Source organism: Flavobacterium hungaricum (assembly GCF_015182285.1).
GTDB lineage: Bacteria > Bacteroidota > Bacteroidia > Flavobacteriales > Flavobacteriaceae > Flavobacterium > Flavobacterium hungaricum.
The window spans coordinates 193,308-217,839 of the sequence record NZ_PRDM01000005.1 but is presented as its reverse complement, the minus strand read 5'-3'; the positions used below and the strand labels follow the sequence as shown (position 1 = coordinate 217,839).

At 33.9% G+C, this 24,532-nt stretch carries 21 protein-coding genes; 16 read left to right on the top strand and 5 right to left on the bottom strand.

Annotated elements, in window-relative coordinates:
- The first annotated feature begins 72 nt into the window (after window positions 1–72).
- From recO to C4F50_RS20420, 3 genes are all read left to right on the top strand, one after another.
- Window positions 73–786, top strand: a complete 714-nt coding sequence (recO, locus tag C4F50_RS20430) for a DNA repair protein RecO (protein WP_194140499.1) — start codon at window positions 73–75, stop codon at window positions 784–786.
- Window positions 787–916: 130 nt separating this feature from the next.
- The gene (gene ileS, locus C4F50_RS20425) at window positions 917–4,318 is read left to right on the top strand and encodes an isoleucine--tRNA ligase (RefSeq protein WP_194140498.1); all 3,402 of its coding nucleotides are present in this window, start codon (window positions 917–919) and stop codon (window positions 4,316–4,318) included.
- Window positions 4,319–4,325: 7 nt separating this feature from the next.
- Window positions 4,326–4,706: a TraR/DksA family transcriptional regulator gene (locus C4F50_RS20420; protein ID WP_110307084.1), complete on the top strand. Its 381-nt coding sequence runs from the start codon at window positions 4,326–4,328 to the stop codon at window positions 4,704–4,706.
- 241 nt (window positions 4,707–4,947) lie between these two features.
- Here C4F50_RS20420 and C4F50_RS20415 read toward each other — a convergent pair whose 3' ends face one another.
- Both C4F50_RS20415 and C4F50_RS20410 read right to left on the bottom strand, forming a co-directional pair.
- On the bottom strand, window positions 4,948–5,328 hold the full coding sequence (locus tag C4F50_RS20415) for a hypothetical protein (protein ID WP_194140497.1): 381 nt from the start codon (window positions 5,326–5,328) through the stop codon (window positions 4,948–4,950).
- 32 nt (window positions 5,329–5,360) lie between these two features.
- The gene (locus C4F50_RS20410) at window positions 5,361–5,717 is read right to left on the bottom strand and encodes a roadblock/LC7 domain-containing protein (protein WP_194140496.1); all 357 of its coding nucleotides are present in this window, start codon (window positions 5,715–5,717) and stop codon (window positions 5,361–5,363) included.
- A gap of 181 nt (window positions 5,718–5,898) precedes the next feature.
- Here C4F50_RS20410 and C4F50_RS20405 point away from each other — a divergent pair, with 181 nt between their 5' ends.
- The 8 genes from C4F50_RS20405 to C4F50_RS20370 all read left to right on the top strand — a co-directional run bounded on the left by C4F50_RS20405 (window position 5,899) and on the right by C4F50_RS20370 (window position 17,441).
- Window positions 5,899–6,114 carry a hypothetical protein gene (locus C4F50_RS20405; protein WP_194140495.1) on the top strand — a complete coding sequence of 72 codons (216 nt, stop codon included), beginning with the start codon at window positions 5,899–5,901 and terminating at the stop codon, window positions 6,112–6,114.
- A gap of 119 nt (window positions 6,115–6,233) precedes the next feature.
- Window positions 6,234–6,830 (top strand): lipoprotein signal peptidase, encoded by a 597-nt coding sequence (locus C4F50_RS20400; RefSeq protein WP_194140494.1) that lies wholly within the window; start codon window positions 6,234–6,236, stop codon window positions 6,828–6,830.
- 153 nt (window positions 6,831–6,983) lie between these two features.
- Window positions 6,984–10,142, top strand: a complete 3,159-nt coding sequence (locus C4F50_RS20395) for a UvrD-helicase domain-containing protein (RefSeq protein WP_194140493.1) — start codon at window positions 6,984–6,986, stop codon at window positions 10,140–10,142.
- A gap of 82 nt (window positions 10,143–10,224) precedes the next feature.
- Window positions 10,225–11,418: a glycine C-acetyltransferase gene (gene kbl, locus C4F50_RS20390; protein ID WP_194140492.1), complete on the top strand. Its 1,194-nt coding sequence runs from the start codon at window positions 10,225–10,227 to the stop codon at window positions 11,416–11,418.
- Between the two features lie 113 nt (window positions 11,419–11,531).
- Window positions 11,532–12,995 carry an OmpA family protein gene (locus C4F50_RS20385; RefSeq protein WP_194140491.1) on the top strand — a complete coding sequence of 488 codons (1,464 nt, stop codon included), beginning with the start codon at window positions 11,532–11,534 and terminating at the stop codon, window positions 12,993–12,995.
- Window positions 12,996–13,058: 63 nt separating this feature from the next.
- A complete protein-coding gene (locus C4F50_RS20380; RefSeq protein WP_194140490.1) occupies window positions 13,059–15,824 on the top strand; it encodes a PD-(D/E)XK nuclease family protein in 2,766 nt (921 codons plus the stop codon).
- 903 nt (window positions 15,825–16,727) lie between these two features.
- Window positions 16,728–17,048 carry a roadblock/LC7 domain-containing protein gene (locus tag C4F50_RS20375; RefSeq protein WP_194140489.1) on the top strand — a complete coding sequence of 107 codons (321 nt, stop codon included), beginning with the start codon at window positions 16,728–16,730 and terminating at the stop codon, window positions 17,046–17,048.
- 18 nt (window positions 17,049–17,066) lie between these two features.
- A complete protein-coding gene (locus C4F50_RS20370) occupies window positions 17,067–17,441 on the top strand; it encodes a hypothetical protein (RefSeq protein ID WP_194140488.1) in 375 nt (124 codons plus the stop codon).
- Window positions 17,442–17,732: 291 nt separating this feature from the next.
- On the opposite strand, the gene C4F50_RS20365 is transcribed toward C4F50_RS20370, so the two are convergent.
- Window positions 17,733–18,515, bottom strand: a complete 783-nt coding sequence (locus C4F50_RS20365) for an alpha/beta fold hydrolase (RefSeq protein ID WP_194140487.1) — start codon at window positions 18,513–18,515, stop codon at window positions 17,733–17,735.
- 229 nt (window positions 18,516–18,744) lie between these two features.
- Between C4F50_RS20365 and C4F50_RS20360 the strand changes: the two genes are divergently transcribed.
- Window positions 18,745–19,101, top strand: a complete 357-nt coding sequence (locus C4F50_RS20360; protein ID WP_194140486.1) for a hypothetical protein — start codon at window positions 18,745–18,747, stop codon at window positions 19,099–19,101.
- 88 nt (window positions 19,102–19,189) lie between these two features.
- Window positions 19,190–19,708, top strand: a complete 519-nt coding sequence (locus C4F50_RS20355; protein ID WP_194140485.1) for a ferritin — start codon at window positions 19,190–19,192, stop codon at window positions 19,706–19,708.
- A 60-nt stretch (window positions 19,709–19,768) separates the two neighbouring features.
- Here C4F50_RS20355 and C4F50_RS20350 read toward each other — a convergent pair whose 3' ends face one another.
- Complete coding sequence (locus tag C4F50_RS20350; RefSeq protein WP_194140484.1) at window positions 19,769–21,061, bottom strand: aminopeptidase P family protein; 1,293 nt, start codon at window positions 21,059–21,061, stop codon at window positions 19,769–19,771.
- Between the two features lie 648 nt (window positions 21,062–21,709).
- Between C4F50_RS20350 and C4F50_RS20345 the strand changes: the two genes are divergently transcribed.
- Window positions 21,710–22,261, top strand: a complete 552-nt coding sequence (locus tag C4F50_RS20345; RefSeq protein ID WP_194140483.1) for a hypothetical protein — start codon at window positions 21,710–21,712, stop codon at window positions 22,259–22,261.
- Between the two features lie 451 nt (window positions 22,262–22,712).
- Here C4F50_RS20345 and C4F50_RS20340 read toward each other — a convergent pair whose 3' ends face one another.
- Window positions 22,713–23,120 (bottom strand): helix-turn-helix domain-containing protein, encoded by a 408-nt coding sequence (locus C4F50_RS20340; protein WP_194140482.1) that lies wholly within the window; start codon window positions 23,118–23,120, stop codon window positions 22,713–22,715.
- A 235-nt stretch (window positions 23,121–23,355) separates the two neighbouring features.
- On the opposite strand from C4F50_RS20340, the gene C4F50_RS20335 reads away from it, so the two are divergent.
- Together C4F50_RS20335 and C4F50_RS20330 are read left to right on the top strand one after the other, a co-directional pair.
- Window positions 23,356–23,838 carry a hypothetical protein gene (locus C4F50_RS20335; RefSeq protein WP_194140481.1) on the top strand — a complete coding sequence of 161 codons (483 nt, stop codon included), beginning with the start codon at window positions 23,356–23,358 and terminating at the stop codon, window positions 23,836–23,838.
- 16 nt (window positions 23,839–23,854) lie between these two features.
- A complete protein-coding gene (locus C4F50_RS20330) occupies window positions 23,855–24,490 on the top strand; it encodes a hypothetical protein (RefSeq protein WP_194140480.1) in 636 nt (211 codons plus the stop codon).
- Window positions 24,491–24,532 lie beyond the last annotated feature (42 nt).

Below are 24,532 nucleotides of genomic sequence, written 5' to 3'. Positions count from 1 at the left end.
TTCGTTTTTTTAGTGATCAGTCGCAGTAATTAGTCTCTACAAAATCTAAAATCTAAAATCTAAAAATAACCCGTGCTCGTCAAAACCAAAGCCATAGTAATTTCATCTTTAAAATTTCAGGAAAAAAGCTTGATTGTAAAATGCTTTACACTTTCCAGCGGGCTGAAATCTTATTTTGTGCGCGATGCTTTTTCAAGTCGAAAGGCGAGCCAGAAAATGGCTTATTTTCAACCTTTTTCAATTATAGAAATAGAAGCCGTTCATAAAAACAAAGGCACTTTAGAAAACTTTAAAGAAGTAAAAGTTGCTGTTCCTTTTCAGAGTATCCACACGGATATTGTTAAAAGCACAATGGTGATGTTTTTGTCCGAAATGCTGCATCATTCGATTCAGGAAGAAGAAAAAAATGAGTCCTTGTTTTTGTTTCTAGAAACTGCGCTTACCTGGCTGGATAATCATGATGAAATTGCTAATTTTCATTTGATTCTACTTTTGGAAATGACAAAATATCTGGGGTTTTATCCTGATGTTTCGGATGTTAATTTTTCTTTTTTTGAAATGAATGAAGGCGTGTTTACGCTTTTTCAAACTGGAAATGTGCTTTCTGAACAAGAAACCAGTCTGCTTAAAAAATTGATAGATTTAAAGTTTGATACTAATCAAAAAGTTTTTCATGTAGTAGAAAGGCAGCTTTTGCTGAAAATTCTGATTGACTACTATAGTCTTCACTTGGAAGGATTCAAAAAACCTAAATCTTTGGATATTTTAAAAGAAGTTTTCTCTTAAATAGTCCCAGCTGTCATTATTTGTTGCAGAATCTACTCGAAATTTCCTGAAATCAGTCTTTTTTCCTTCATCTTTTATCTATTTTCCTCAAAATTCCTTACTTTCGCACCTCGTTTAAGAAAAGGATAAAATGAGCACAAAATTTACTGAATACAAAGGACTTGACTTACCAACGGTAGCGTCTGAAGTTCTTGATTTTTGGAAGAAAGAAAATATATTTGAAAAGAGTGTAACAACCCGAGAAGGTGCAGAGCCTTTCGTGTTTTTTGAAGGTCCTCCTTCAGCAAACGGATTACCAGGAATTCACCACGTGATGGCACGTGCGATTAAAGATATTTTTTGCAGATATAAAACTCAAAAAGGTTTTCAGGTAAAAAGAAAAGCCGGATGGGATACTCATGGTCTTCCTGTAGAATTGGGAACCGAAAAAGAATTAGGAATTACAAAAGAAGATATTGGTAAAACCATTTCTATCGAAGAATATAACGAAGCGTGTAAAAAAACCGTAATGCGTTATACCGACGTATGGAATGACTTGACCGAAAAAATGGGGTATTGGGTTGATATGGAAGATCCGTATGTGACTTATAAACCAAAATATATGGAATCTGTTTGGTGGCTTTTGAAACAAATCTACGATAAAGGTTTGTTGTACAAAGGATACACAATTCAGCCGTATTCTCCAAAAGCCGGAACAGGATTGTCTTCTCACGAAGTAAATCAGCCGGGAGCTTACAGAGATGTTACTGATACTACAATTGTAGCACAGTTTAAAACTTTGCCAGAAACACTGCCTTCATTTTTGCAAGGCTTTGGTGATATCCACATTTTAGCTTGGACGACTACTCCTTGGACACTTCCGTCAAATACCGCTTTGACAGTTGGTCCAAAAATCGATTACGTTTTAGTTAAAACTTTCAATCAATATACTTTTGAACCTGTAAATGTTGTTTTGGCTAAAAACTTAGTTGGAAAACAATTCGGAAAAGGATTTTTCTTAAGTGAAGACGATGCTGATTTTGACAATGTGAAAAACGGCGACAAAAAACTTCCGTACAAAATCTTAACTGAAGCAAAAGGAGCAGATTTAGTAGAAATTCGTTACGAACAATTATTGCCGTACGTATTGCCTTATGAAAATGCTGAAAATGCATTTAGAGTAATTTCAGGTGACTTCGTAACTACAGAAGATGGAACCGGAATTGTGCATACAGCTCCTACTTTTGGTGCAGACGATGCTAAAGTAGCAAAAGAAGCAAAACCAGAAGTACCGCCAATGTTGGTTTTGGATGAAGATGGAAATGCAGTTCCTTTAGTAGATTTACAAGGAAAATTCACTTCGCATTTAGGTGATTTGGCTGGTAAATATGTGAAAAACGAATATTACGATGCAGGTCAGGCGCCAGAGAAATCGGTAGATGTTGAAATCGCGATTCGATTAAAAGAAGAAAATAAAGCCTTTAAGGTTGAAAAATACGTACATAGTTATCCACACAGCTGGAGAACAGATGAACCGTTATTATATTATCCCCTAGATTCATGGTTTATTAAAGTAACCGATGTAAAAGATAGAATGTTCGACCTGAACGAAACTATCAACTGGAAACCTAAATCTACTGGTGAAGGACGTTTTGGAAACTGGCTTAAAAATGCCAACGACTGGAACTTATCTCGTTCTAGATATTGGGGAATTCCGCTGCCAATCTGGAGAACCGAAGACAAAAAAGAAGAGGTTTTGATTGGTTCTGTTGAAGAATTATATAATGCGATTGAGAAATCTATCGAAGCAGGTTTTCAAAAAGAAAATCCGTTTAAAGGTTTTGAAATTGGAAACATGTCTGAATCTAACTATGATTTAATCGACTTACATAAAAATGTAGTGGATCAAATTACCTTAGTTTCAGCTTCTGGACAACCAATGAAACGCGAAAGCGATTTAATTGACGTTTGGTTTGATTCTGGAGCTATGCCTTATGCACAATGGCATTATCCTTTTGAAAACAAAGATAAAATTGACGAGAACAAAGATTTTCCAGCCAATTTTATTGCCGAAGGTGTCGATCAGACTCGTGGCTGGTTTTATACTTTGCACGCAATCGGAACTTTGGTTTTTGATAAAGTAGCGTACAAGAATGTAGTTTCTAATGGATTGGTTCTGGATAAAAACGGAATCAAAATGTCTAAGAGTAAAGGAAATGCTACGGACCCATTTAAAACTATTGCAGAACACGGTCCTGATGCTACGCGCTGGTACATGATTATGAATGCGAATCCTTGGGATAACTTAAAATTTGATATTGAAGGAATTGCTGAGGTTAAGCGTAAGTTCTTTGGAACATTATACAATACGTATTCTTTCTTCTCGTTATATGCTAACATCGATGGGTTTAAATACGAAGAGGCTGAAATTCCTTTAAACGAAAGACCAGAAATCGATCAATGGATTATTTCTGAATTACATTCATTAATCAAATTTGTTGATGAATGTTATGATGATTACGAGCCGACAAAAGCAACCAGAGCAATTTCAGACTTCGTTCAGGAGAATTTAAGTAACTGGTATGTTCGTTTATGCCGCCGCCGTTTCTGGAAAGGAGAATATGCAAAAGATAAAATTGCAGCTTATCAGACTCTTTATACTTGTTTGCTTACAATTAGTAAATTAAGCGCTCCAGTAGCTCCATTTTTTATGGACAAATTGTACCGAGATTTAACTGCTTCGACAGGAACCGAGGATTTTGCTAGTGTTCACTTGGCAGAATTTCCAAAATTTGTCGAAAACTTTGTTAATAAAACGTTGGAAAGCAAAATGCAGAAGGCGCAAACCATCTCATCTTTGGTTTTATCACTTCGTAAAAAAGAAATGATAAAAGTGCGTCAACCTCTGCAAAAGGTAATGATTCCGGTACTTGACGAGAATCAGCGTGCTGAAATTTTAGCGATTTCAGACCTGGTAAAAGCCGAAGTAAATGTTAAAGAGATCGTACTTTTGGATGATGATTCTGATATTTTGGTAAAGCAGATTAAGCCAAATTTCAAAGCTCTTGGACCGCGTTTTGGTAAGGATATGGGGTTGATTTCCAAGGAGATACAAGGTTTTTCTGCAGAACAGATCAATCAGCTGGACAAGCAGGGAACGCTGGATATTGTTATTAATGGAAATAATGTAACTTTATCATTAGAAGACGTCGAAATAACATCACAAGATATCGAAGGATGGCTGGTAGCAAATTCAAACGGAATTACAGTCGCTCTTGATATCACAATCTCTCCAGAATTAAAAAATGAGGGGATTGCGAGAGAGTTAGTAAATAGAATTCAAAATATCAGAAAAGATTCTGGATTTGAGGTTACAGATAAAATTAAAGTTCAACTTAAAAGAAACGACCTATTAGAAGAGGCAGTTTTAAAAAACCAAGACTATATTAAGTCAGAAACATTAACAGACGACTTGACTTTTGCAGACGTTTTAGAAAACGGCACAGAAATTGAGTTTGATGATATTAAAACAATGATATTAATTTCAAAATAAAAATATAATGATAGATGAAATTACAAGATACTCTGATGCTGATCTAGCGGAGTTCAAAGAAATAATTCAAGCAAAAATAAAAAAAGCACAAGAAGATCTAGACTTGATCAAAAGTGCTTATATGAACGATTTAAATAACGGAACAGATGATACGTCTCCAACCTTCAAAGCTTTTGAAGAAGGAAGCGAAACAATGTCTAAAGAAGCAAACTCTCAGTTGGCTATCAGACAAGAAAAATTCATCCGTGACTTAAAAAACGCATTATTCCGCGTTGAAAATAAAACCTATGGTATCTGCAAAGTAACAGGTAAATTAATTGGTAAAGAAAGGCTTAAAATCGTTCCTCACGCAACGATGAGTATTGAAGCAAAAAATTTACAACGATAGGTAAAACTACGTAAGACAAAAACGCTCCTTAAAAAGGAGCGTTTTTTGTTTAATCTTTACTCTACTAATGTTTCTGCTGGGGAATTCCTTTTTTGAAAGAAATGGATTATGTTTAGTAGTCTGGAGCTAAAAAGAATCTCTTTTGTTTTTGTAAGAATATAAAAGGTTCTAAAAAAAAATGCAGTGCATAAAAAAACTGCTTCAAACGAAGCAGTTTTGTAATGTTTTAAAAGTAAAATTGTTACGCTAGATTTTTTTCTACATCCGCTTTGTGTTTTCTCAAAATAGCTCTTGTCATACCTAAATTAGCTTTCGAAGCATCTGCAGCCAAGTAGATCATGAATTTTTTGTTTGGAGAAATATCAATAATGTGAATTTGATTTGATAGAGTAATTAAAATATCTTCAATATCTTGATTTAAATTGAGTGCTTTTACGGCGCTTAATTTTGCTTTTACTACTTCTAAATTATAGGCAGCGGCAAGTTCTGGGTCAAAACTTGGGTCAACAGTTAAATTTCCAAAACTTAATCCAGATTCAATTTCTGTTACAGCGACAGCGATAAAGCCGTTTACGTTCGTTTTCATTTCATGTAAAAACACGTTTAAAAAATCATTACTCATAGTTCGTTGGGTTTGTTTGTTAATAGATTATGTTATTTCAGTAGGGAGTTTTTGCTCAATTCGATAGAAACTTCTTCTGTTGAGCGCATTAAAAGAGCAAGATTGCTTCCTTCGCGTGAAAATGCAACAATGAAGTTAGAGCCGCTTATTTTGTTTCCAACAACCACTCCCTCTGAGCTTTTAAGAAAAAGTTGCTTTAATGATCCTTTTTCAAGATCAATCAAGAATTTTTCGCTCATTGATAGTATAGCAGCGCTCATTGCTGCAATGCTGTCTCCATAATCTAGATGTAAAGAAGTGATTAGTTTTCCTTTTCCGTTTAAGATTAAAGCCGCGGTAGATTTTGTAGTGACTAAGAAGTCGTTTAGGGTGGTTGTAATTTCATTCATGATTTTGTAGGATTTAGGGAAGTTAATAGAATTTACTTCATTTGTTGTGGTGTTTTTGGATTTTTTATGAATTTTGCCTAAACAAGTGTTAATTTTCTTTAACAAATATAAATTAAATTATGTATCATTGTAATACCAAATCGGTAATAATTTTAATTATTTACTATAAAAAACTTACACGATGGCTAAAGTATTGAAATTCAAAGAGGTAAACTCCGATGTGGAGCGCAGAATGAAAGATTTTGAAAAACTGCGAATTAAGTTTAAAGCTGATTTAAAGAAAGGCGAGGCCAAAAAAGCGGCTGCCGGAAAAGAAAGCAAAGGGATTTTTAAATCTATTTCTGATTTTTTTTCCGACAGTCCCAAGACGCCTGCAAATGCAGCTGTAAAAAAGTAACTTTATTGAGTTTAGATTAGCAGACAAACTTAATTAGTGTTATTAAAAATGAATTAACGTCTCTTCGGAGGCGTTTTTTTTGATTTAATTGTTATTTTTGCCCATCAAAAAAATATAAAATGTCATTAAGAAAAGCATACCTTCTTATATTCTTAGTTCTAATTGTTGATCAGCTTACCAAAATCTATGTCAAAACAAATTTTATTCTTGGAGAAGAGTTTGTGATTACAGATTGGTGCAGAATTCATTTTATAGAAAATGAAGGAATGGCTTGGGGAACAAAAATTCCTGGAGAATATGGGAAATTGATTTTGACTGTTTTCAGGATTTTTGCTGTATTCGGAATTGGCTGGTGGCTTGCTGATTCTGTTAAGAAACGTCATTCGAATTATTTAATTACGGCTATTGCATTAATTTTTGCTGGAGCAGCAGGAAATATTTTTGATTCTATTTTTTACGGAGTTATTTTTGATGACAGCACCCATAATCTGGCAACAATGTTTTCTTCAGAGCCATACGGAACATGGTTTCATGGTCTGGTGGTTGATATGTTTTATTTTCCAATTTGGGAAGGAAATCTTCCGACATGGCTTCCTTTTTTTGGAGGTAATCGTTTTGCATTCTTCAATGCTATTTTTAATGTAGCTGATGTGGCGATTTCTACAGGTGTTGGAATTTTGCTGGTTTTTAATAAAAGAGCATTTCCGAAACATTAAATATTAAAATTCCAAAATAAGTAAATTTCAGAATAAATAAATTCCAAATTCCAATATCTATAATGCGTAAAGCTTTAGGTGTTGGAATTTGGGATTTTCAATTATTGGGATTTAATTTTAATGTGCTATTTTTACAATATTAAAGCCAATCTCATGCAAAGTCCGTCTTTTTCTATTTATGATGCCTCTGCGGGTTCAGGAAAGACGTATACTTTGGTGAAAGAATATCTTAAAATTATTCTTTCTTCTCCCAAAAATGATGCTTACCGAAATATTTTAGCGATCACTTTTACCAACAAAGCCGTTCATGAGATGAAAAGCCGTATTGTGGGTAACTTGTCTGAATTTGCAAAAGACGAACCTTCGGTTAAAGCAGGTGAGTTAATGGAGGATCTTTCGCGCGAAACAGGGCTTTCGATTATTAAAATCAAAACAAAATCGCAGCAGATCATAAAGCACCTAATTCATAATTATGCGGCTTTTGATATTTCTACTATCGATAAATTTACCCACAAAGTAATTCGTGCTTTTGCGCACGATCTGAATCTTCCAATGTCTTTTGAGGTTACTTTGGATACCGAAAATTTATTGATAGAAGCAGTTGATGCAATTATTGCGCAGGCGGGTGAGGATGAAACGTTGACCAAGCTTCTGATCGATTTTACAATGGAGAAAACCGATGACGATAAAAGCTGGGATGTTTCTCGTGAAATTTTGGAAACAGGGCGATTGGTTTTGAATGAAAATAATCGAAATGAAATTTTGCATTTTCAAGGAAAATCTATTGAAGAGTTTGTGCAGATTAAAACAAAAATGCTTGTCCTTTGTAAGGAGCTGGAAGCTGCAAATGAAAAAGCTGCAACGGAGGCGCTCTCTTTGATTGAACGAAACGGAATTGATTTAAAATCGTTTTCCAGAGGAACTTTTCCGAATCATTTAGAAAGTATTCGGGACGGAAGATTTAATCCAAAAAATAAAACATTCCACGAGTTTGAAGATATTGCCATAAATAAAACAGCAAAGGACCGAGCTTTAATAGAAAATATTATTCCGGAGTTGCTGCAGATCTTAGAGGGTATTTATAAAAAGTTTGAGAAAAGAGATTTTTATAAAGCTTTTTTGAAGAATATAACGCCGCTTTCGCTCTTGAATACGGTAAGTAATGAACTTGCGAAAATTCAAGAAGAACAAAATATTCTTTCGATCTCAGAATTCAATGCAATTATTTACCGCGAAATTCAAAATCAGCCTGCTCCATTTATTTACGAAAGACTTGGGGAGCGCTATCGTCATTTTTTTATAGATGAATTTCAGGATACGTCAGAAATGCAGTGGCAGAATTTAATTCCGTTAATAGATAATTCACTTTCTGGATTGGATGATTTTGGAAATAAAGGAACCCTTATGATTGTCGGTGATCCAAAACAATCTATTTATCGCTGGCGCGGCGGAAAAGCAGAACAGTTTATAGAGCTGAGTAAAGATAATAACCCGTTTAATAATCCCGAAAAAGAATTAAGACATTTAAATACTAATTATCGAAGTTACAGTGAGGTAATTGAATTTAATAATGCTTTTTTTAAATTGATTTCCTCAGAGTTTGAAAATGCAGATTATAAAGATTTATATGAAAATCACAGCTTTCAGAATGTAAATTCAAAAAAAGGCGGTTATGTAAATGTTTCTTTTCTCCCTGTAATAGATAAAAATGATTCTGTTGACGAAGAAGATGCGATCGAAAAATCGGATTTGTATCTTTTGGCGGTTTTAAATTGTATTCAGAAAGTACTTCGAGATGGTTTTGAATACAAGGATATTGTAATTCTTACTCGAAAAAGAGGTCAGGGGATTTTGGTGGCGAATTATTTAGCAGAACAAAATATTCCGCTGCTTTCATCGGAAACCTTGATGATTAAAAATGCGGTAGAAGTTCGTTTGATTATTTTTCTTTTGAGATACTTAAACAACAATGCCGATTTAGATGCAAAAGCTAATTTTCTTTATTTTTTATCCTCTAGAAAAGAAATAAATATGCCGGTGCATGATTTTATTGCGACAGGAATGGGGTATAGATTTGAAGCTGATTTTGAAAGCTGGCTCTTAACTTTCGATGTTTCCTTTTCTTTTGAAGATGTTCGTAAAAAATCATTATACGAAGCGGTAGAAATTATTATTTCTAAATTCATTCATGAGAAAGAAGGAAATGCGTATGTTCAGTTTTTTATGGATATTGTTTTGGAAAGAGATATTCGGAATCAGGCTGGTGTCGCAGATTTTTTGAGTTTTTGGGATAAAAATTCAGAGAAATTCAGTATTCCTTCTCCAGAAGGAACCAATGCTGTTCGAATTATGACTATTCATAAATCAAAAGGACTTGAATTTCCGGTTGTCATCATGCCTTTTGCCGAAGAAGATTACAGTCGCAAACCAAAAGATAAATTATGGCTTGATGCAGAAGAAGAGTCTTTAGGGGTTCCAAAAGTCTTAATTGATAATAATAGTTCTGTAGAGAATTTTGGAGAAAGTGCTTCGGCGCTATTTAATTTAAAAAAGCAAGAAGAGTTACTAGATAATATTAATGTTTTGTATGTGGCATTGACTCGCGCAGAAGAACAGCTTTATATTATTTCTCAATCGTTGAAAGAAAAGAAAGAGGGCGATTATCCGTATAATATGGCTTCTTTTTTTATTAAATTTTTGATTCATGAAGGAGTTTATGATGAAGAAAAATTAGAATATGAATTTGGCAGCAGTATAAGATTGTCAATTTCTTCTAAGCAGACCGAGATAGTAAAAACTATTCCGTCTGTTCAAGATGTTTTGGATCCTAAAAATATAAAAATTGCCCAACGCGAAGCGCTCATGTGGGGAACACATCAGCAGGAGGCAATTTCGTACGGAAATATAGTTCACGAGATTTTGGCTTTTGTTAAAGATAAATCGGATGTAGATCTGGCCATTACCAAAGCATTAGAAAATGGATTGATTATTTCTGAACAAGTTGATAAGGTTGCTTTTACATTACATGAAATTGTCAATCATCCTGAAATTAGTGACTGTTATAACGGAAAGTATACTATTTTGAACGAGCAGACAATTGTGCAGAAAGAAGGAAGGATTCTGAAACCCGACAGATTGGTGCTTGCTCAAAATGGAGAAGCTTATCTTTTGGATTATAAAACGGGAGCTGTTAATACAAAATATGCACAGCAAATTCAGGAATATCAAGATGCTGTTGAGGATTTAGGATACAAAGTGTTAAAAAAGGCATTGGTGTACATTGGGACAGAAATTGATGTAGTAAATTTGTGAAAAAATTAATCAGAAGTTAAAGAAATAACGAAGCTTAATATTGGTTAAGCTGTTAATTTTTAACGTTTTAAATAGGTAAAAAATGTACGGAAAAATTAAAGAGCATCTGCAGGGTGAGTTGCAGGCTATTGAAGAAAATGGAATCTTTAAAAAAGAAAGAATAATTACTTCTCCTCAAGGGGCGGAGATCACAATTTCGACAGATGAAACTGTTTTGAATTTTTGTGCTAATAATTATTTAGGATTGTCCTCACATCCAGAAGTAATTCAGGCAGCAAAAGATGCATTGGATACGCATGGCTTCGGGATGTCATCGGTTCGTTTTATCTGCGGAACCCAAGATATTCATAAAACATTAGAGCAGAAAATTGCTGATTTTTACGGAACAGAAGATACGATTTTGTATGCGGCAGCTTTTGACGCAAACGGTGGTGTGTTTGAGCCTTTGCTTGGGGAAAATGATGCTATTATTTCAGATAGTTTAAATCATGCTTCTATTATCGACGGAGTTCGTTTGTGTAAAGCGGCGCGTTATCGTTATGAAAATAGTAATATGGAGGATTTGGAACAGCAGTTGATTAAGGCAAATGAGGCTGGAACTCGTTTTAAGCTGATTGTGACAGACGGTGTGTTTTCTATGGATGGTCTTGTTGCTCCATTGGATAAAATTTGTGACCTGGCTGATAAATACGATGCTATGGTTATGGTTGATGAGTGTCATGCTGCTGGTTTTATCGGCGCAACGGGAAAAGGAACACTTGAGGCAAAAGGAGTTTTAGGAAGAGTAGATATTATTACCGGGACACTAGGTAAAGCTCTAGGCGGTGCTATGGGTGGTTATACTACAGCAAAAAAAGAAATTATTGAAATTTTACGCCAGCGTTCGAGACCTTACTTATTTTCAAATTCTTTGGCTCCGGCAATCGTGGGAGCTTCGATAAAGGTGTTTGAATTATTAGAAAAAGATACTGCTTTACGTGATAAATTAGAGTGGAATACCAATTACTTTAAAGAGGGGATGAAAAAAGCCGGATTTGATATAATTGATGGGGATTCTGCAATTGTGCCGGTGATGTTATATGATGCAAAATTATCCCAGACTATGGCAGATGAACTTTTAAAAGAAGGAATTTATGTTATTGGGTTCTTTTTTCCTGTAGTTCCAAAAAATAAGGCTCGAATACGTGTACAGCTATCTGCGGCGCATACTCAGGAACATCTTGACAAAGCTATAAATGCTTTCACAGTTGTCGGTAAAATGTTAAAAGTTATATAATTACCACTTTGGTCAAATTTTTGTAGGTTTTTTTTAACATTTCATTTTGTATTTAAAAAATTTGGTGTTACTTTTGCTTGTAATTAACTAAATTGTAATTAAAAAAATTAAGTATGAAACATCTTAACAAACTTTTAGTTGCTGTAATGATGGCGATGGGTTTAAGCTCTCACGCGCAAGACAGTAACAATCCATGGGCGATCTCTTTTGGGGTTAATGCCGTGGATACTAGAACAAGTTCTGGAGCAGGTAGTGGTTTCTTTGACCAACACTTCTCACAGCCTTTCGCTGTAAAAGACAACTGGAATATTCTTCCTTCTTTATCTTACATTGGTGTGTCTAGATATGTAGGTAGTGGTTTTTCTGTTGGTTTACAAGGTTCTGTAAACAAAATTGATAAATATGTTACTTTCGCTCCAACTGCTGCAGGGCACGATGGAAGAGGTAATGTTGTTACTAATCCTGGTGATTTAATGTACTACGGAATTGATGCTACTATCAAATACAGCTTCCAAGAATTGATTAAATCTAAAGTAATCGATCCTTCGTTATCTGTTGGTGGAGGTTATACATTCTTCGGAGACAGCAGCTACGGAACAGTTAACCCAGGTGCTGGTTTAACTTTCTGGTTTACTGATGCTATTGGTCTTGAATTAGCTACAAGATACAAATGGGCAGTTAGTGGAGACAGACAAGATGCAGCTGGTGTTCCAGATGCTCCATCTCACTTCCAACACACCGCAGGTTTAGTTTTCAAATTCGGAGGTAAAGATACTGACGGAGACGGAATCTATGACAAAGATGATGCTTGTCCAGATGTTGCTGGTTTAAAACAATTCAACGGATGTCCTGATACTGACGGTGACGGAATCGTTGATGCTTCTGACGCTTGTCCAGATGTATTTGGTTTAGCTGCATTAAACGGATGTCCTGATACTGACGGAGACGGAATTGCTGATAAAGATGACGCTTGTCCAGATGTTGCTGGTCCAGCTGCATTAAAAGGTTGTCCTGATACTGACGGTGACGGAATCGCTGATAAAGACGATAAATGTCCTACAGTTGCTGGTCCTAAAGAAAATGGTGGTTGTCCTTTCTTAGACGCTGATAAAGATGGTGTTCTTGACAAAGATGATGACTGTCCTACAGTTGCTGGTCCTGCATCAAACAGAGGATGTCCAGAAGTTACTGCTGAGGCATTAGAAGATCTTAAAGTTCAAGCTAGAGCGGTTTACTTTAACTCAGGAAAAGCTACTTTCAAAACTGGTGACAAAGAAACTCCAGCTAGATTAGATGCTATTAAAGAAATCCTTAAAAACTATCCAAACGCGAAATTCTCTATTGAAGGACACACAGATAGTACAGGTTCTGCTAAAATCAACCAGAAACTTTCTGAAGATAGAGCAGCTGCTGTAATGAACGCTTTAATTGAAAGAGGTGTTAATCCAGAAAACTTAGAGTCTAAAGGATTTGGAGCTTCTCAACCAGTTGCAAGTAACAAAACTGCTGCAGGTAAAGCACAAAACAGAAGAACAGAAATTAGACACATTGGTTCTAAATACCAAGGTAAAATCTAATTTACTTTCTAAATAAATACTAAAAGCCATTCTTAATTGAATGGCTTTTTTTATTTTTATCCTATGATAAATACTTCTTTCCTAGAAAAAATTGCTGCGGTTGTAATTCAAGATTATGGACATAAATTAATTGAAACAACTATTGTACTTCCTAATAAAAGAGCGAAGGTTTTCTTGATTGAAGCTTTAAAAAAAGCAACCAGCAAAACAATACTTTCGCCAGAAATTATTAGTATTGAAGATTTTGTACAAGATGTTGCCGCTATTCGTTCAATAGATTCAATTGAGCTTTTGTTCGAATTTTATGAGGTTTATTTATCCATTACAGAAAAACAGCATCAGCAGTCTTTTGAGTTGTTTGCGAATTGGGCAAAAACCTTACTTCAGGATTTTAATGAAATTGACCGATACCTTTTAGAACCTTCTCATGTATTGTCTTATTTAAAAGATATTGAGGATATTAAAAAATGGGGATTAGAGATTGATCAAAAAACAAAACTTCTAGAGAATTATATAGATTTTTGGAAATTGCTTCCGTTGTATTATGAGTCGCTTTATGCACACTTATTGCATAAATCTATTGGTTATCAAGGTTTGATTTACAGAGAAGCGGTAAACAATCTTAATCATTTTTCGAATTCGGCAGGTAATCGAAATTTTGTTTTTGCAGGATTCAATGCTTTGAACGCAGCCGAAGAAAAAATTGTACAACATTTAATGGCTCTTGGCCAGGCCAAAATTTTCTGGGATTCTGATCAGACTTTGCTAAACGATCCTTATCATGATGCAGGGTTGTTTTTAAGACGTTTTAAGGAAAGTTGGAGGCATTATAAGTCAAATCATTTTGAATGGATTTTTGACGACTTTTCGCAGTCTAAAAACATTAAAGTTATTGGTACACCCAAAACAATAGGTCAGGCTAAATTAGCTGGAAGTATTTTGGAGGATCTAATACAAGATAATCCGGAGATGTCATTGGATAAAGTTGCTGTCGTACTGGGAGAAGAAAACCTTTTGGTGCCTTTGTTGTATGCGCTTCCATCATCTGTAGGAGCTTTGAATATTACCATGGGATATTCGGGTAAAAATAATCCCTCTCAAATTCTGATAGCAAAACTTTTTAAAATGCATACCAATGCCCTTTCTCGAAAAGGAGCGAGTTATGTTTTTTATTATAAAGATGTTTTGGATGTTTTAACGCATCCTTTGATCGAGCCGTATGCCGGCGTTTCTGTTTTAGTTCGAATCATTAAAGAGAATAACTATACTTTTATTACCCAAAGTAAAATTTTAGAACTTAATCCGAAGCATACTGATTTGTTTACGTTGCTTTTTAAGAAATGGGAATGTTCATCTATAGAAGTACTTCAGAATATTTCAAGTCTGCTGTTAATGATCAAGCAAAATTTCAGCAATGATAATGAACAAGAAAAAATTGCAAAAGCTTTTGTGTATGGTGTGTTTAAAGTGGTAAATAAGTTAATCAATTATTACACTAAACACTCCCATATAGATAACATAAATACACTTCATGCAGTGTATAAACAAATAATTGATCTTGCAGAAGTTTCTTTTGAAGGAGAACCGCTTCGAGGACTTCAGATTATGGGAGTTTTAGAAAGTCGTGTTTTGGATTTTGATACTGTTATTGTTACTTCTATGAATGAAGGAATATTTCCGGCAGGAAAATCTCAGAATTCTTTTATTCCATATGATGTTAAAAAAGAGCTGGGGCTTCCTACTTTCAAAGAAAAAGATGCTATTTATACCTATCATTTTTATCACTTATTACAAAGAGCAAAAAATATTTTTCTGATTTATAATACAGAGAATGATGGTTTGGGTGCCGGCGAAAGAAGTCGTTTTATCACACAGCTTGAGGTCGAAAAACAACGTAACCACACCCTGACTTTTGATATTTACAATCCGATTCTGCCAGCTTCTGCCTATACGCCCACGATCGTTCCTAAGTCAGATGCCGTGATGCAGCGATTAAAAGAAATTGCTCTAAATGGTTTTTCGCCTTCGGCATTAACCAGCTATATTCGTAATCCGATTACCTTTTATTTTCAGAAGATACTTCGAATTCGCGAGGTCGAAGAAGTTGAAGAAAATATCGCCCTCAATACGTTAGGAACCATTATTCATGAAACTTTAAAAGCATTATATGAACCTTTTATAGGTAAGTTTATCTCTGAAGAAGCTGTTTTAAATTGTTTTAAACTTTTGGATGAAGAAGTATTGAATCAGTTTAAATTGGTATATAAAGAAGGTGAGATTAAAAAAGGACGAAATCTTTTGGCGTTTGAAGTCGCAAAGCGTAATGTTTCTAATTTTTTGAAAATGGAATTGGAAGCAATAAGAAAAGATGAAGCGATACAGATTATTGCACTAGAGAAAACATTTGAACGTTTATTAGAACATCCTAGTCTGCCTTTTCCTGTTTTAATAAAGGGTAACGTGGATCGAATTGAAAAGAGAGACGGAAAAATCAGAATTATTGATTATAAAACAGGAAAGGTTGAAAAGTATAATGTTGTTCTTAAATCATGGCAGGGTTTAACAAAAGAGATTAAAAACGATAAAATTATCCAGGTTCTTGCTTATGCTTTTATGTATGAAGAACATGCCGGCGGTCTTCCGATTGAAGTGGGTATTATTTCATTTAAAAATTTAAAATCAGGTTTTCTGCCTTTCGGTTTTAAAGAAGAAAAAGAGTTGAATTCGGTTGTAACAACTCAAATATTAAATCAATATTTAGAGGAAATTGTGCTGCTTTTGAACGAGATTTTTGATACTTCAATTCCGTTTGAAGAGAAATTAGATTAATATTTCTAGCTTTGATTTTTCAGTTTTACACTTTTGTTTAATCTTTTGAGAATAGAAACTATTTCATTTATAGTTGTTTGGCTTTTTTGAGAATATTTTTTTTTTAAAGCGATAAACAAAATGTGTATTTTTAGAAAGACGAAATTTCTAAGTTTTTTAAAAACTAATAAAAGCGAATTTATTTTTTTGTAGAAAATTCTCTCACTATTTATTCTCAGAAGTATTTCTTATTTCTTTTGAAGTTTTTCAGCAGTATAAAAAATCAAACAAATTTTTTATGAAATTTCGCCTTTTTATGTTTTCAGGGAAATAAAGCGAATTAGGAAAATGTAGTAAAAAGATTAGTTACTATTGAATAGGGATTTTGTAAAATAAAAAATATTTTTAAATTATTTTTTAAATGTAAGTTGCAGTATATCAATAAAAAGGCCAGATTTTTTGTTAAGAAATCTGGCTTTTTTTATACAGGTATCAGCTGAATATTTTTTTGAAAAAACCTTTCTTAGGGCTTTCTTCAGGGATCGTATTATTGATCGGTCCATTTTCAATACGAAATCTTCTAAATTTCATTAGTTTGACATTTAAGTCAAATCGTAATTCGTCAACAGTTTTCATTTGGATGATTTTTTTGCAAAGCTATATAAAAACTTTCGTGAAATGCAACAAAGGGCAAATGTTAATTTTAAAATTCAATTTTATGAAACGAAATGTTAGGATTTTGATAAGATTTGTTTTTTATGTTAATTTTTTTTGAATATTCTATTCAAAAAAATCCGTTTAATTATACTCTAAACAAAAGTGATTCAATGTGTTGAGACAGTATGTTTTTTTAACAAGTGTTTATCGAACAATTGTGTTTTATTAAAATAACTTTGACCTTCCAAAACATGACAAAAGTAGAATATGATTGATTTACAAACACTAGTACAAGAGACTGGGGCTGAATCTGGATTGATCTTTAATATTGACGGAATCTTAAACGAATCTGTTAATTTAGAGTATGACGGAAATGTAGCCGCAATGATCGGAATGATTTTGAAGATGTGTCTAGAGATGTCTGAAGATGTTAACAATGGTGACCTTAAACAGGTAATGATTAAGAATAACGATGGTATTGTAGTGGCTAACAAGGATCAAGATGATAATTGTGTGGCGCTGCTTACTAAAGATATAAGTAAAATGGGACTTCTGCTCCGTAAAATGGACACCATTTTTAATAATTAATTTAAACCAATAAAAAACATGTCAGATTTTTTACAAAATTTTCAAAATGATCTAAAAGAAAATATTAACGGGTTTATTGCTGTTTCAGTAACTGAAGTTGAAACAGGAATGGCGTATTGCTCCTTGACAGTTAATCCTGATTTTGATCCGGAATTAGCGTCAGCATATAATTTAGAAGTTGTAAAAGCAAAAATGAATGCTATTAAAGCTTTAGGGCTTAATCAACAAATCAACGACATTTTAATCTCTCTAACAGATCAGTTGCATATTATTGATGTTTCTGATGATGGAAGATATTTTATTTATTTAGCGGTTGATTCTACGAAAGCAAATTTAGGCTTGACTAGAGCAACTTTATCTAAATATAAAAAAGATATTATTTCGAAGTTATAACAATATTTTGCCCCCAAGAATGAGAAAAAGGCTATTTTAACCTCGGTTAGAAATGGCCTTTTTTGATTCTGATCATATAGTTTTTGTTCTAAGAAATGAGATCAGTATTTGTTATTGGCTTGGTTATCTAAAAACAATGGCACAAATGTTTTTATAAAACTAAAACGAGAAAAGTTCGCAAAACTATATTTATTACAGCCTTGCGAACTTTGCTTTTATAAAGATTCTTCTAAAAAACTTTGCAATTCATGCGGAACGCTCAGTTTTTTAATTTCTATTTCTCTGCCAAATTTAGTCTTCGTTCAGGAAATCTAATAAAATAGTTTTCAGCTCTTCTTTGTTTTCAATATGACTCATGTGTCCGTCTTCAAAAGAAACCAATTCTGCTGTTGTATTTTCTATCTGTGCCAGACTTTCTTCATAATTTAAAACAGGATCTTTTTTACCCAAAATTAGTAAAACAGGAAATAAGTTCTGCTTTAGCAATGCTTCTCTGTCTTTTCTAATTTTCATGCCTTCCAGCGAAGCCACAATCCCTTGCAATGGTGTTTTGAGCGCTTCAGTTTTTGCTTTTTCAATTTCGTCTGTTAAGCGCGTTCTGTTGTTCTCGCTGAATAAATTTGCGATCGCCAGACTCACAAAGTTGACATAGTTTTGTTTAACCGCTTTAATCGCCCGGGTTCTATTTGCTTTTTTCTCGGCGCTGTCTTCTTTAGAAGTAGAATTGAGTAAAATCAGTTTTTGTATTTTTTCGGGATACAATTCGGCGAAAGCCAAACCAACATAACCTCCCATAGAATGCCCAAGGATAATCGCTTTTTTAATGTTTAAGTGATTCAGAACTTCTTTGACAACATTAGCGTTATCTTCTATTTCATGAACATAACCTAAAGAATCTGTTTCGCCATGACCCAATAAATCGATTGTAATGACACGATTTTTTTTTGAAAAAAGATCGACATATTCTTTCCACATTTTTTTGTTTTCCAAAAATCCATGCAGTAAAACAACTGTAGTTCCTTCTCCAGAATCGGTAAAAGAGATATTGATGTTTTTATATAAAATACTTTTCAAAATAATAGTTTTAATGTGTGGACACAAAGGTAATAATTGAGGGATCATATAAGAAATATAAGTTTATTGCAGTTAAAATTATTCCTTATTTGAGACAATATTTGATGAATTTAGACTGCTTGTTTCCTAAAAAGAACCCTGTAAAAGATTTTGTTATTTTAAATTAGTCTTAATTACGTGTTTAATTGATTGAAATTCTATATTTTTGCATCGTTAATAATTTATCAGAATGGCATTAGTTAGTGATTCGACCAATCAAGTATTATTTGAAACCGAAAAAGGATACAGTTATCAATGCGATGTAACTAATAGTATAGTTATCAATTTTGTGGATACAGTATCAAGTTATAGAATTCATGATTTTTTGATTTTTCAAAGAAAAGTCAATAACGTTGATATTCTTAATATGCTTTATGACTTGTCTGATAAGTCGGATGCACAGCTGATTGAAACTACTAAAAGAAATTTTTCCAGAAATCTTACCATCTGCGAAATAGTGCAGCTTAGAGAATTATTAAACGGAACCAAATTTACCCTCACTTTACATTCTATGCTTTGTAATGTTTTAAAAGGCGAGCTTATTTAGATTCTTACTTAGATTAAATCCAAATTTTCAATGAGTTAGAGCTGCGTCCTTTAATTTTAGTACTTTTACAGTTCTAAAAATAAAGGTTATGAAAGATTTACTAAGAACAAGCACTTCATTGACTGAAGGCGTAGAAAATATATTGAATTTACAGGCAAAATTAGAAAGCGACGCTTCAAACAAATATTTAGCTATGGCAGCATGGCTGGATAGAAACGGTTTTGCTCATTCAGCATCGTATTTATACAAACAAGCTGAAGAAGAAAGAGAGCACTTTCTAAAAATTTTCAAATTCATTACAGATATGGGAGGGATTGCAGTAACGCCGTCTGTTCCAGAAGTACAACAGGAATTTGCTTCTTTTAGAGAAGTGTTTGAAATTGCTTTGCAAAACGAAATTGCAGTTACTCAGGCAATTAATAAAGTAATTGCAAAATGTAGAATTGAAAACGATTATGCTACAGAAGATTTTATGATGTGGTATGTAGCTGAACAAAGAGAAGAAGAGAAAAATGCAAGAAGAGCTTTAGAGCTTTTTGAATTGATCAACGAAAATGAAGCTACAGGCAAATTTGAATTGGATGTGCAAATAGCAAAAATCGGATAATTAAATCGGATTTATAGAAACAAAAAGCCCTTAATATTAATTATTAAGGGCTTTGTTTATTTATGAATTCATTAAAGTCTCAATTTCATCAGCTTCAACCGGAATGTTTCTCATTAAGTTAAAAGGTTCTCCTTTTTCCTGAACCACCACATTATCCTCCAGACGAATTCCGAATTTTTCTGCTGGAATATAAATTCCAGGTTCAACGGTAAATACCATATTCGCTTTCATCGGTTCGTGCAATAATCCATAATCGTGCGTGTCAAGTCCCATGTGATGAGAAGTTCCGTGCATGAAATATTTTTTGTAAGCCGGCCATTCTGGGTTTTCGTTCTGCACATCAGCTTTGTCTAATAAACCTAAACCAAGCAATTCTGAAGTCATAATTTTACCCACTTCAACGTGATATTGTTTCCAAAGCGTTCCTGGAGTAAGCATTTTTGTCGCTTCGTTTTTAACTCTTAAAACAGCATTGTAAACTGCTTTTTGACGATCTGAAAACTTTCCAGAAACTGGAATCGTTCTCGTCATATCGCTTGAATAATTCGCGTATTCTGCTGCAACGTCTAATAAAATCAAATCTCCCGCTTTACATTGCTGGTTGTTTTCGATATAATGCAAAACATTCGCATTATTTCCAGAAGCAATAATCGGGGTATAAGCAAAACCTTTTGAGCGGTTGCGGATAAACTCGTGCGCCAATTCAGCTTCCACTTCATATTCGGTAACATTTGGTTTTACAAACGAAAGTAATCTGCGGAAACCTTTCTCTGTGATATCACAAGCATGCTGAATCAAATCGATTTCTTCACTTTCTTTTACAGAACGAATTCTTTGTAAAATCGGGTTGCTTTTTGCTACGTTGTGCGCTGGGTAACGCTCTTTCCACCATTTTACAAAACGAGCTTCGCGGGTTTCTGTTTCAACAGATGCGCGGTAATGTTCGTTGGTATTAATGTACATTGTGTCGGCATACGTCATCATCTCGTTCAAAACTTTATGAAAATCCTGTAACCAATAAACAGTTCTAATTCCCGAAACCTGAAAAGCACGTTCTTTAGTCAATTTTTCACCTTCCCAAACTGCGATATGATCGTTAGTTTCTCTCAAGAAAAGAATTTCTCTCTGGCTTTCGTAAGGCGCATCTGGAAACAAAAGCAAAACACTTTCTTCCTGATCTACACCGCTCAGATAAAAAATATCTCTGTGCTGTGCAAACGGTAAAGTACTGTCGGCACTGATTGGGTAAATGTCATTAGAATTAAAAACGGCAACCGAATTAGGTTTCATTTCTGCCATGAACTTTCTACGGTTTTTTACAAAAAGACCGCTGTTTATTTGATGATATTTCATAATTATTTCGTTTTTGAACTTCGAATTTCAAAATTACATATTTTAAATAAACAGCGTGAAATTGATTTATTAAAGTTTTCTTATTTGTTTATTATTTGCCGCGAAGACGCTAAGACACAAAGTTTATTTTTAACCGCGAAGTTCTTAAAGTTTTCTTATTTGTTAGAAGTTTTGAAGATTTTGCAGCGAAGACACAAAGGCACAAAGTTTATTTTTAACCGCGAAGTTCGCCAAGAGTTACGCAAAGTGCGCAAAGTATTTCACTCCGTTCGATAGCGCGGATTTGCAATCCGTGCCCGCAACGTTAAGACACAAAGTATTTCCGCAATCCGATAGCGCGGATTTGCAATCCGTGCCCGCAATGTTAAGACGCAAAGTATTTCTTTAATCTTGTCATCTCAACGAAGGAGAGATCTCCGAAAATAACTCCTCAACCAAAATAACCAATCCTTGTTGATGAGTTTCTTGCAAAGATTTCTCGTTCCTAGAAATGAACAGTGGCGAAAATTGGAATTAATAAGCCCCTTCAGGTAGGTCTTTCGTCTGTATCTTCCTTCACACAACTCGTTTAAGTAATTAAAAAAATAAGGCATTGTAGTTAAAGCATTTTGTATATTGCTTTGGAATGTTTTAAACCTGAAATTTAAAATGAAAAAGCTATTTCTGTTTTTAATTTTTACAAACTTATTGTTTTCACAAACAAATAAAATAAACTTAGGGTTTCCAAAAGAGCCGAAAATTTCTGAAAAATTTCAAGCTAGTATTGATAACAAGAAAAATGAAGTTTACAGTATCTATCAAAACAATGTAGAAGGTATCAAAAATTATACAGTTGAATTTATTTTAGATAAAATAGATAACAATAAAGAATATGGTTATTTAATGGAAGCTGAATATTGGATAGCTTTTAATTACGATAAAATAATTCCTCAGTTAATAAATAGAATTGTAAATAAAAAAGAAGTTGGTCTTGTTAACAGTGCAGACTTAATAATACTTGAAAGGATAGAAAGCGGAGATTTACAAAGTTACGGGCATGGTTTTATTGTGAATGATGATTTCTTTACAATTGCTGGAAGAGCAAACAGATTATTGACAGTAATAACTGGAGAAAATTTTGGTTCAGTTTCTATGAACTCATCACCACAAGATTTGCTGATGCTTCAAAAAAAATGGATAGCTTGGTTGCAAAATATTTAGAATCAGATAATCAGATTTATTAAAGTTTTCTTATTTGTTTGTTATTTGCCACAAAGACGCTAAGACACAAAGTTTTTCCACAATCCGTCCGATAGCGCGGATTTGCAATCCGTGCCCGCAATGTTAAGACACAGAGTATTTCCGCAATCCGATAGCGCGGATTTGCAATCCGTGCCCGCAATGTAAGACACAAAGTATTTCCGCAATCCGATAGCGCGGATTTGCAATCCGTGCCCGCAATGTTAAGACACAGAGTATTTCCGCAATCTTGTCATCCGTCCATCCGATAGCGTATTTCCGCAATCTTGTCATCCGTCCATCCGATAGCGCGGATTTGCAATCCGTGCCCGCAACGTTAGGACACAAAGTATTTCCGAAACGATAAACAAGAACACATAAAAAAAACCGAAGCATCTAAAACTTCGGTTTTTTCTATAAAATAAATATATCTTTAAATCTTATCCAACATCTTCTCCAAAAGCGCTACTTTTTCTTTTTCAGCCTGAATCAATTGCTGATAAAGTTTTTTATTTTCTTCAAAAGCTTCCAAAAGTTTATCAAGTGGATTAAATGTACAATTATTATGATTTATTGATGAAGATCCATTGTCATAACTATTCCCTATAATATTAAAAACAGCTTCTTCAGAAAAGTTCCTGATTACGTCAGCTGGGACACCTAAAGCTTCTGCAATTCTGCTTAATTTTTCATCGTCAACGCTTTCGCTTCCTTCAATAATTGAGATAGACTGCTGCGTCGTGCCAATTGCAATAGCAAGAGCTTCTTGTTTCATATCTCTCAATTCTCTTATTCGGCTGATATTTCTACCGATATGTCTGGGTTTTGGTGCTGTGCTCATGATTCAAAGATATTTAAAATTCTTTTAGGTTTTTTAATTTTGGTTCAAAACAAGGTTTTAGTTGTGAGATACAATTTCTAAAAAATCTGATTTTGTAAAAATACAACTTTTCGACTGTTTAGGTTTTTCAATTTAGAGTTCTATTAAATCAAACGAGTAACAAAAAATAGTCTCATTTCTAGTTTTTATTGCTTATGTTTAATTTTTAATGTACTAATTTTAAAACAAAAGTAAAATGGGATTTAATTTTTCTGGAATTGCGATAAACAAGAGTTACAAAGATAATTTTGAAGAACTTCAAGAAGAATTAGGCTGGACTTTGGAGAAAACCGAAGATATAGATTTTGAAACCGCTTCGGCAAACTGGAAAGACGAAGGTATTTGTGACGTTTCTTTTTCAGACACTGCAACTTTGTTATTTGTGAGTATGGATTTATGCACGCGAATGCATTATCTCGAAAATGCCAATGTTTTTACTTTTGCGCTTTCAGAAACTTCTATGGCTTTTTATATCGGATATACAGAAAACGGAGAAGAAAAACGAGAGATCATGGAAGTTGAGGGCGATCGAATGACGGACGACGGTGAGCCTTTAACGGCAGAAGAAAACCAAGACGATACTTCTGAGATAATTTGGAACCAAATTGGAGTAGTATTGGGAGAAGATTTCTGGGAACGTGCCCATGATGAAAAAGCATACCGATACGTTTTCAAATAAAAATAGAAAGATACTAATGGAAAAAATAAACAATTCGATTTTGAAAACTCTTCAAGAAACGGAGAAAGAAATGAATGAAATTGTACTGGAAAATTTAAAAGAATCAGAAAACAAAACCTTTCTGGAATTTTATAGTTTATGGAAAAACCAAAACAGAAGCGAGCATAACGATTTGATGTTTGAAGAATTAAAATTGAATATTGAAAAATATTGGCTTTCAGAAAAATATAATAATGATATTGAGAAAAGTTTCAATATGCTGTATTTTGAACACGGCGGTTTGTACGGCGGCGATTTAGAAGCGTACGCTATTGATTTGGATTATTCGGATAACGAACTGCCTGATTTTGAAATGTTGGATGATAAATTAGAATATCTGGATAACATTGCGTCGATGCCGTCTTTTATCTCGCCAACGTTGTATCATTTAACCGAAAACATACAAGGGAGAGAAAAAGAATTTGATGATTTTCTGGATATAAATGATCTTTATAATCTTTATGAAGCTACGGCTTTAATAGAAATTAATACATTGTTTGAAAGAGCAGAGAAAGAGAATTTGTTCGAAAAATTTAATTTGAAAAAGCCATTTTACATTGCAGTTGGTGAACATGACGCAGGAGCGCCAAAATTAATTTACGTAATGGAATAGATTCAAATCTAGAATTTCCGTAATCTTGATGATAGAAAAAAT

Bases quoted from the DNA above. Each gene is read 5' to 3' on its own strand.
- C4F50_RS20375 (WP_194140489.1), top strand. From the start codon at position 16,728: ATGATTGATTTACAAACACTAGTACAAGAGACTGGGGCTGAATCTGGA.
- C4F50_RS20400 (WP_194140494.1), top strand. From the start codon at position 6,234: ATGTCATTAAGAAAAGCATACCTTCTTATATTCTTAGTTCTAATTGTT.
- C4F50_RS20355 (WP_194140485.1), top strand. From the start codon at position 19,190: ATGAAAGATTTACTAAGAACAAGCACTTCATTGACTGAAGGCGTAGAA.
- C4F50_RS20330 (WP_194140480.1), top strand. From the start codon at position 23,855: ATGGAAAAAATAAACAATTCGATTTTGAAAACTCTTCAAGAAACGGAG.
- C4F50_RS20415 (WP_194140497.1), bottom strand. From the start codon at position 5,328: ATGAGTAATGATTTTTTAAACGTGTTTTTACATGAAATGAAAACGAAC.
- C4F50_RS20385 (WP_194140491.1), top strand. From the start codon at position 11,532: ATGAAACATCTTAACAAACTTTTAGTTGCTGTAATGATGGCGATGGGT.
- C4F50_RS20410 (WP_194140496.1), bottom strand. From the start codon at position 5,717: ATGAATGAAATTACAACCACCCTAAACGACTTCTTAGTCACTACAAAA.
- C4F50_RS20345 (WP_194140483.1), top strand. From the start codon at position 21,710: ATGAAAAAGCTATTTCTGTTTTTAATTTTTACAAACTTATTGTTTTCA.
- C4F50_RS20420 (WP_110307084.1), top strand. From the start codon at position 4,326: ATGATAGATGAAATTACAAGATACTCTGATGCTGATCTAGCGGAGTTC.
- kbl (WP_194140492.1), top strand. From the start codon at position 10,225: ATGTACGGAAAAATTAAAGAGCATCTGCAGGGTGAGTTGCAGGCTATT.
- C4F50_RS20340 (WP_194140482.1), bottom strand. From the start codon at position 23,120: ATGAGCACAGCACCAAAACCCAGACATATCGGTAGAAATATCAGCCGA.
- C4F50_RS20380 (WP_194140490.1), top strand. From the start codon at position 13,059: ATGATAAATACTTCTTTCCTAGAAAAAATTGCTGCGGTTGTAATTCAA.
- C4F50_RS20395 (WP_194140493.1), top strand. From the start codon at position 6,984: ATGCAAAGTCCGTCTTTTTCTATTTATGATGCCTCTGCGGGTTCAGGA.
- C4F50_RS20370 (WP_194140488.1), top strand. From the start codon at position 17,067: ATGTCAGATTTTTTACAAAATTTTCAAAATGATCTAAAAGAAAATATT.
- C4F50_RS20360 (WP_194140486.1), top strand. From the start codon at position 18,745: ATGGCATTAGTTAGTGATTCGACCAATCAAGTATTATTTGAAACCGAA.
- C4F50_RS20405 (WP_194140495.1), top strand. From the start codon at position 5,899: ATGGCTAAAGTATTGAAATTCAAAGAGGTAAACTCCGATGTGGAGCGC.
- ileS (WP_194140498.1), top strand. From the start codon at position 917: ATGAGCACAAAATTTACTGAATACAAAGGACTTGACTTACCAACGGTA.
- C4F50_RS20350 (WP_194140484.1), bottom strand. From the start codon at position 21,061: ATGAAATATCATCAAATAAACAGCGGTCTTTTTGTAAAAAACCGTAGA.
- C4F50_RS20335 (WP_194140481.1), top strand. From the start codon at position 23,356: ATGGGATTTAATTTTTCTGGAATTGCGATAAACAAGAGTTACAAAGAT.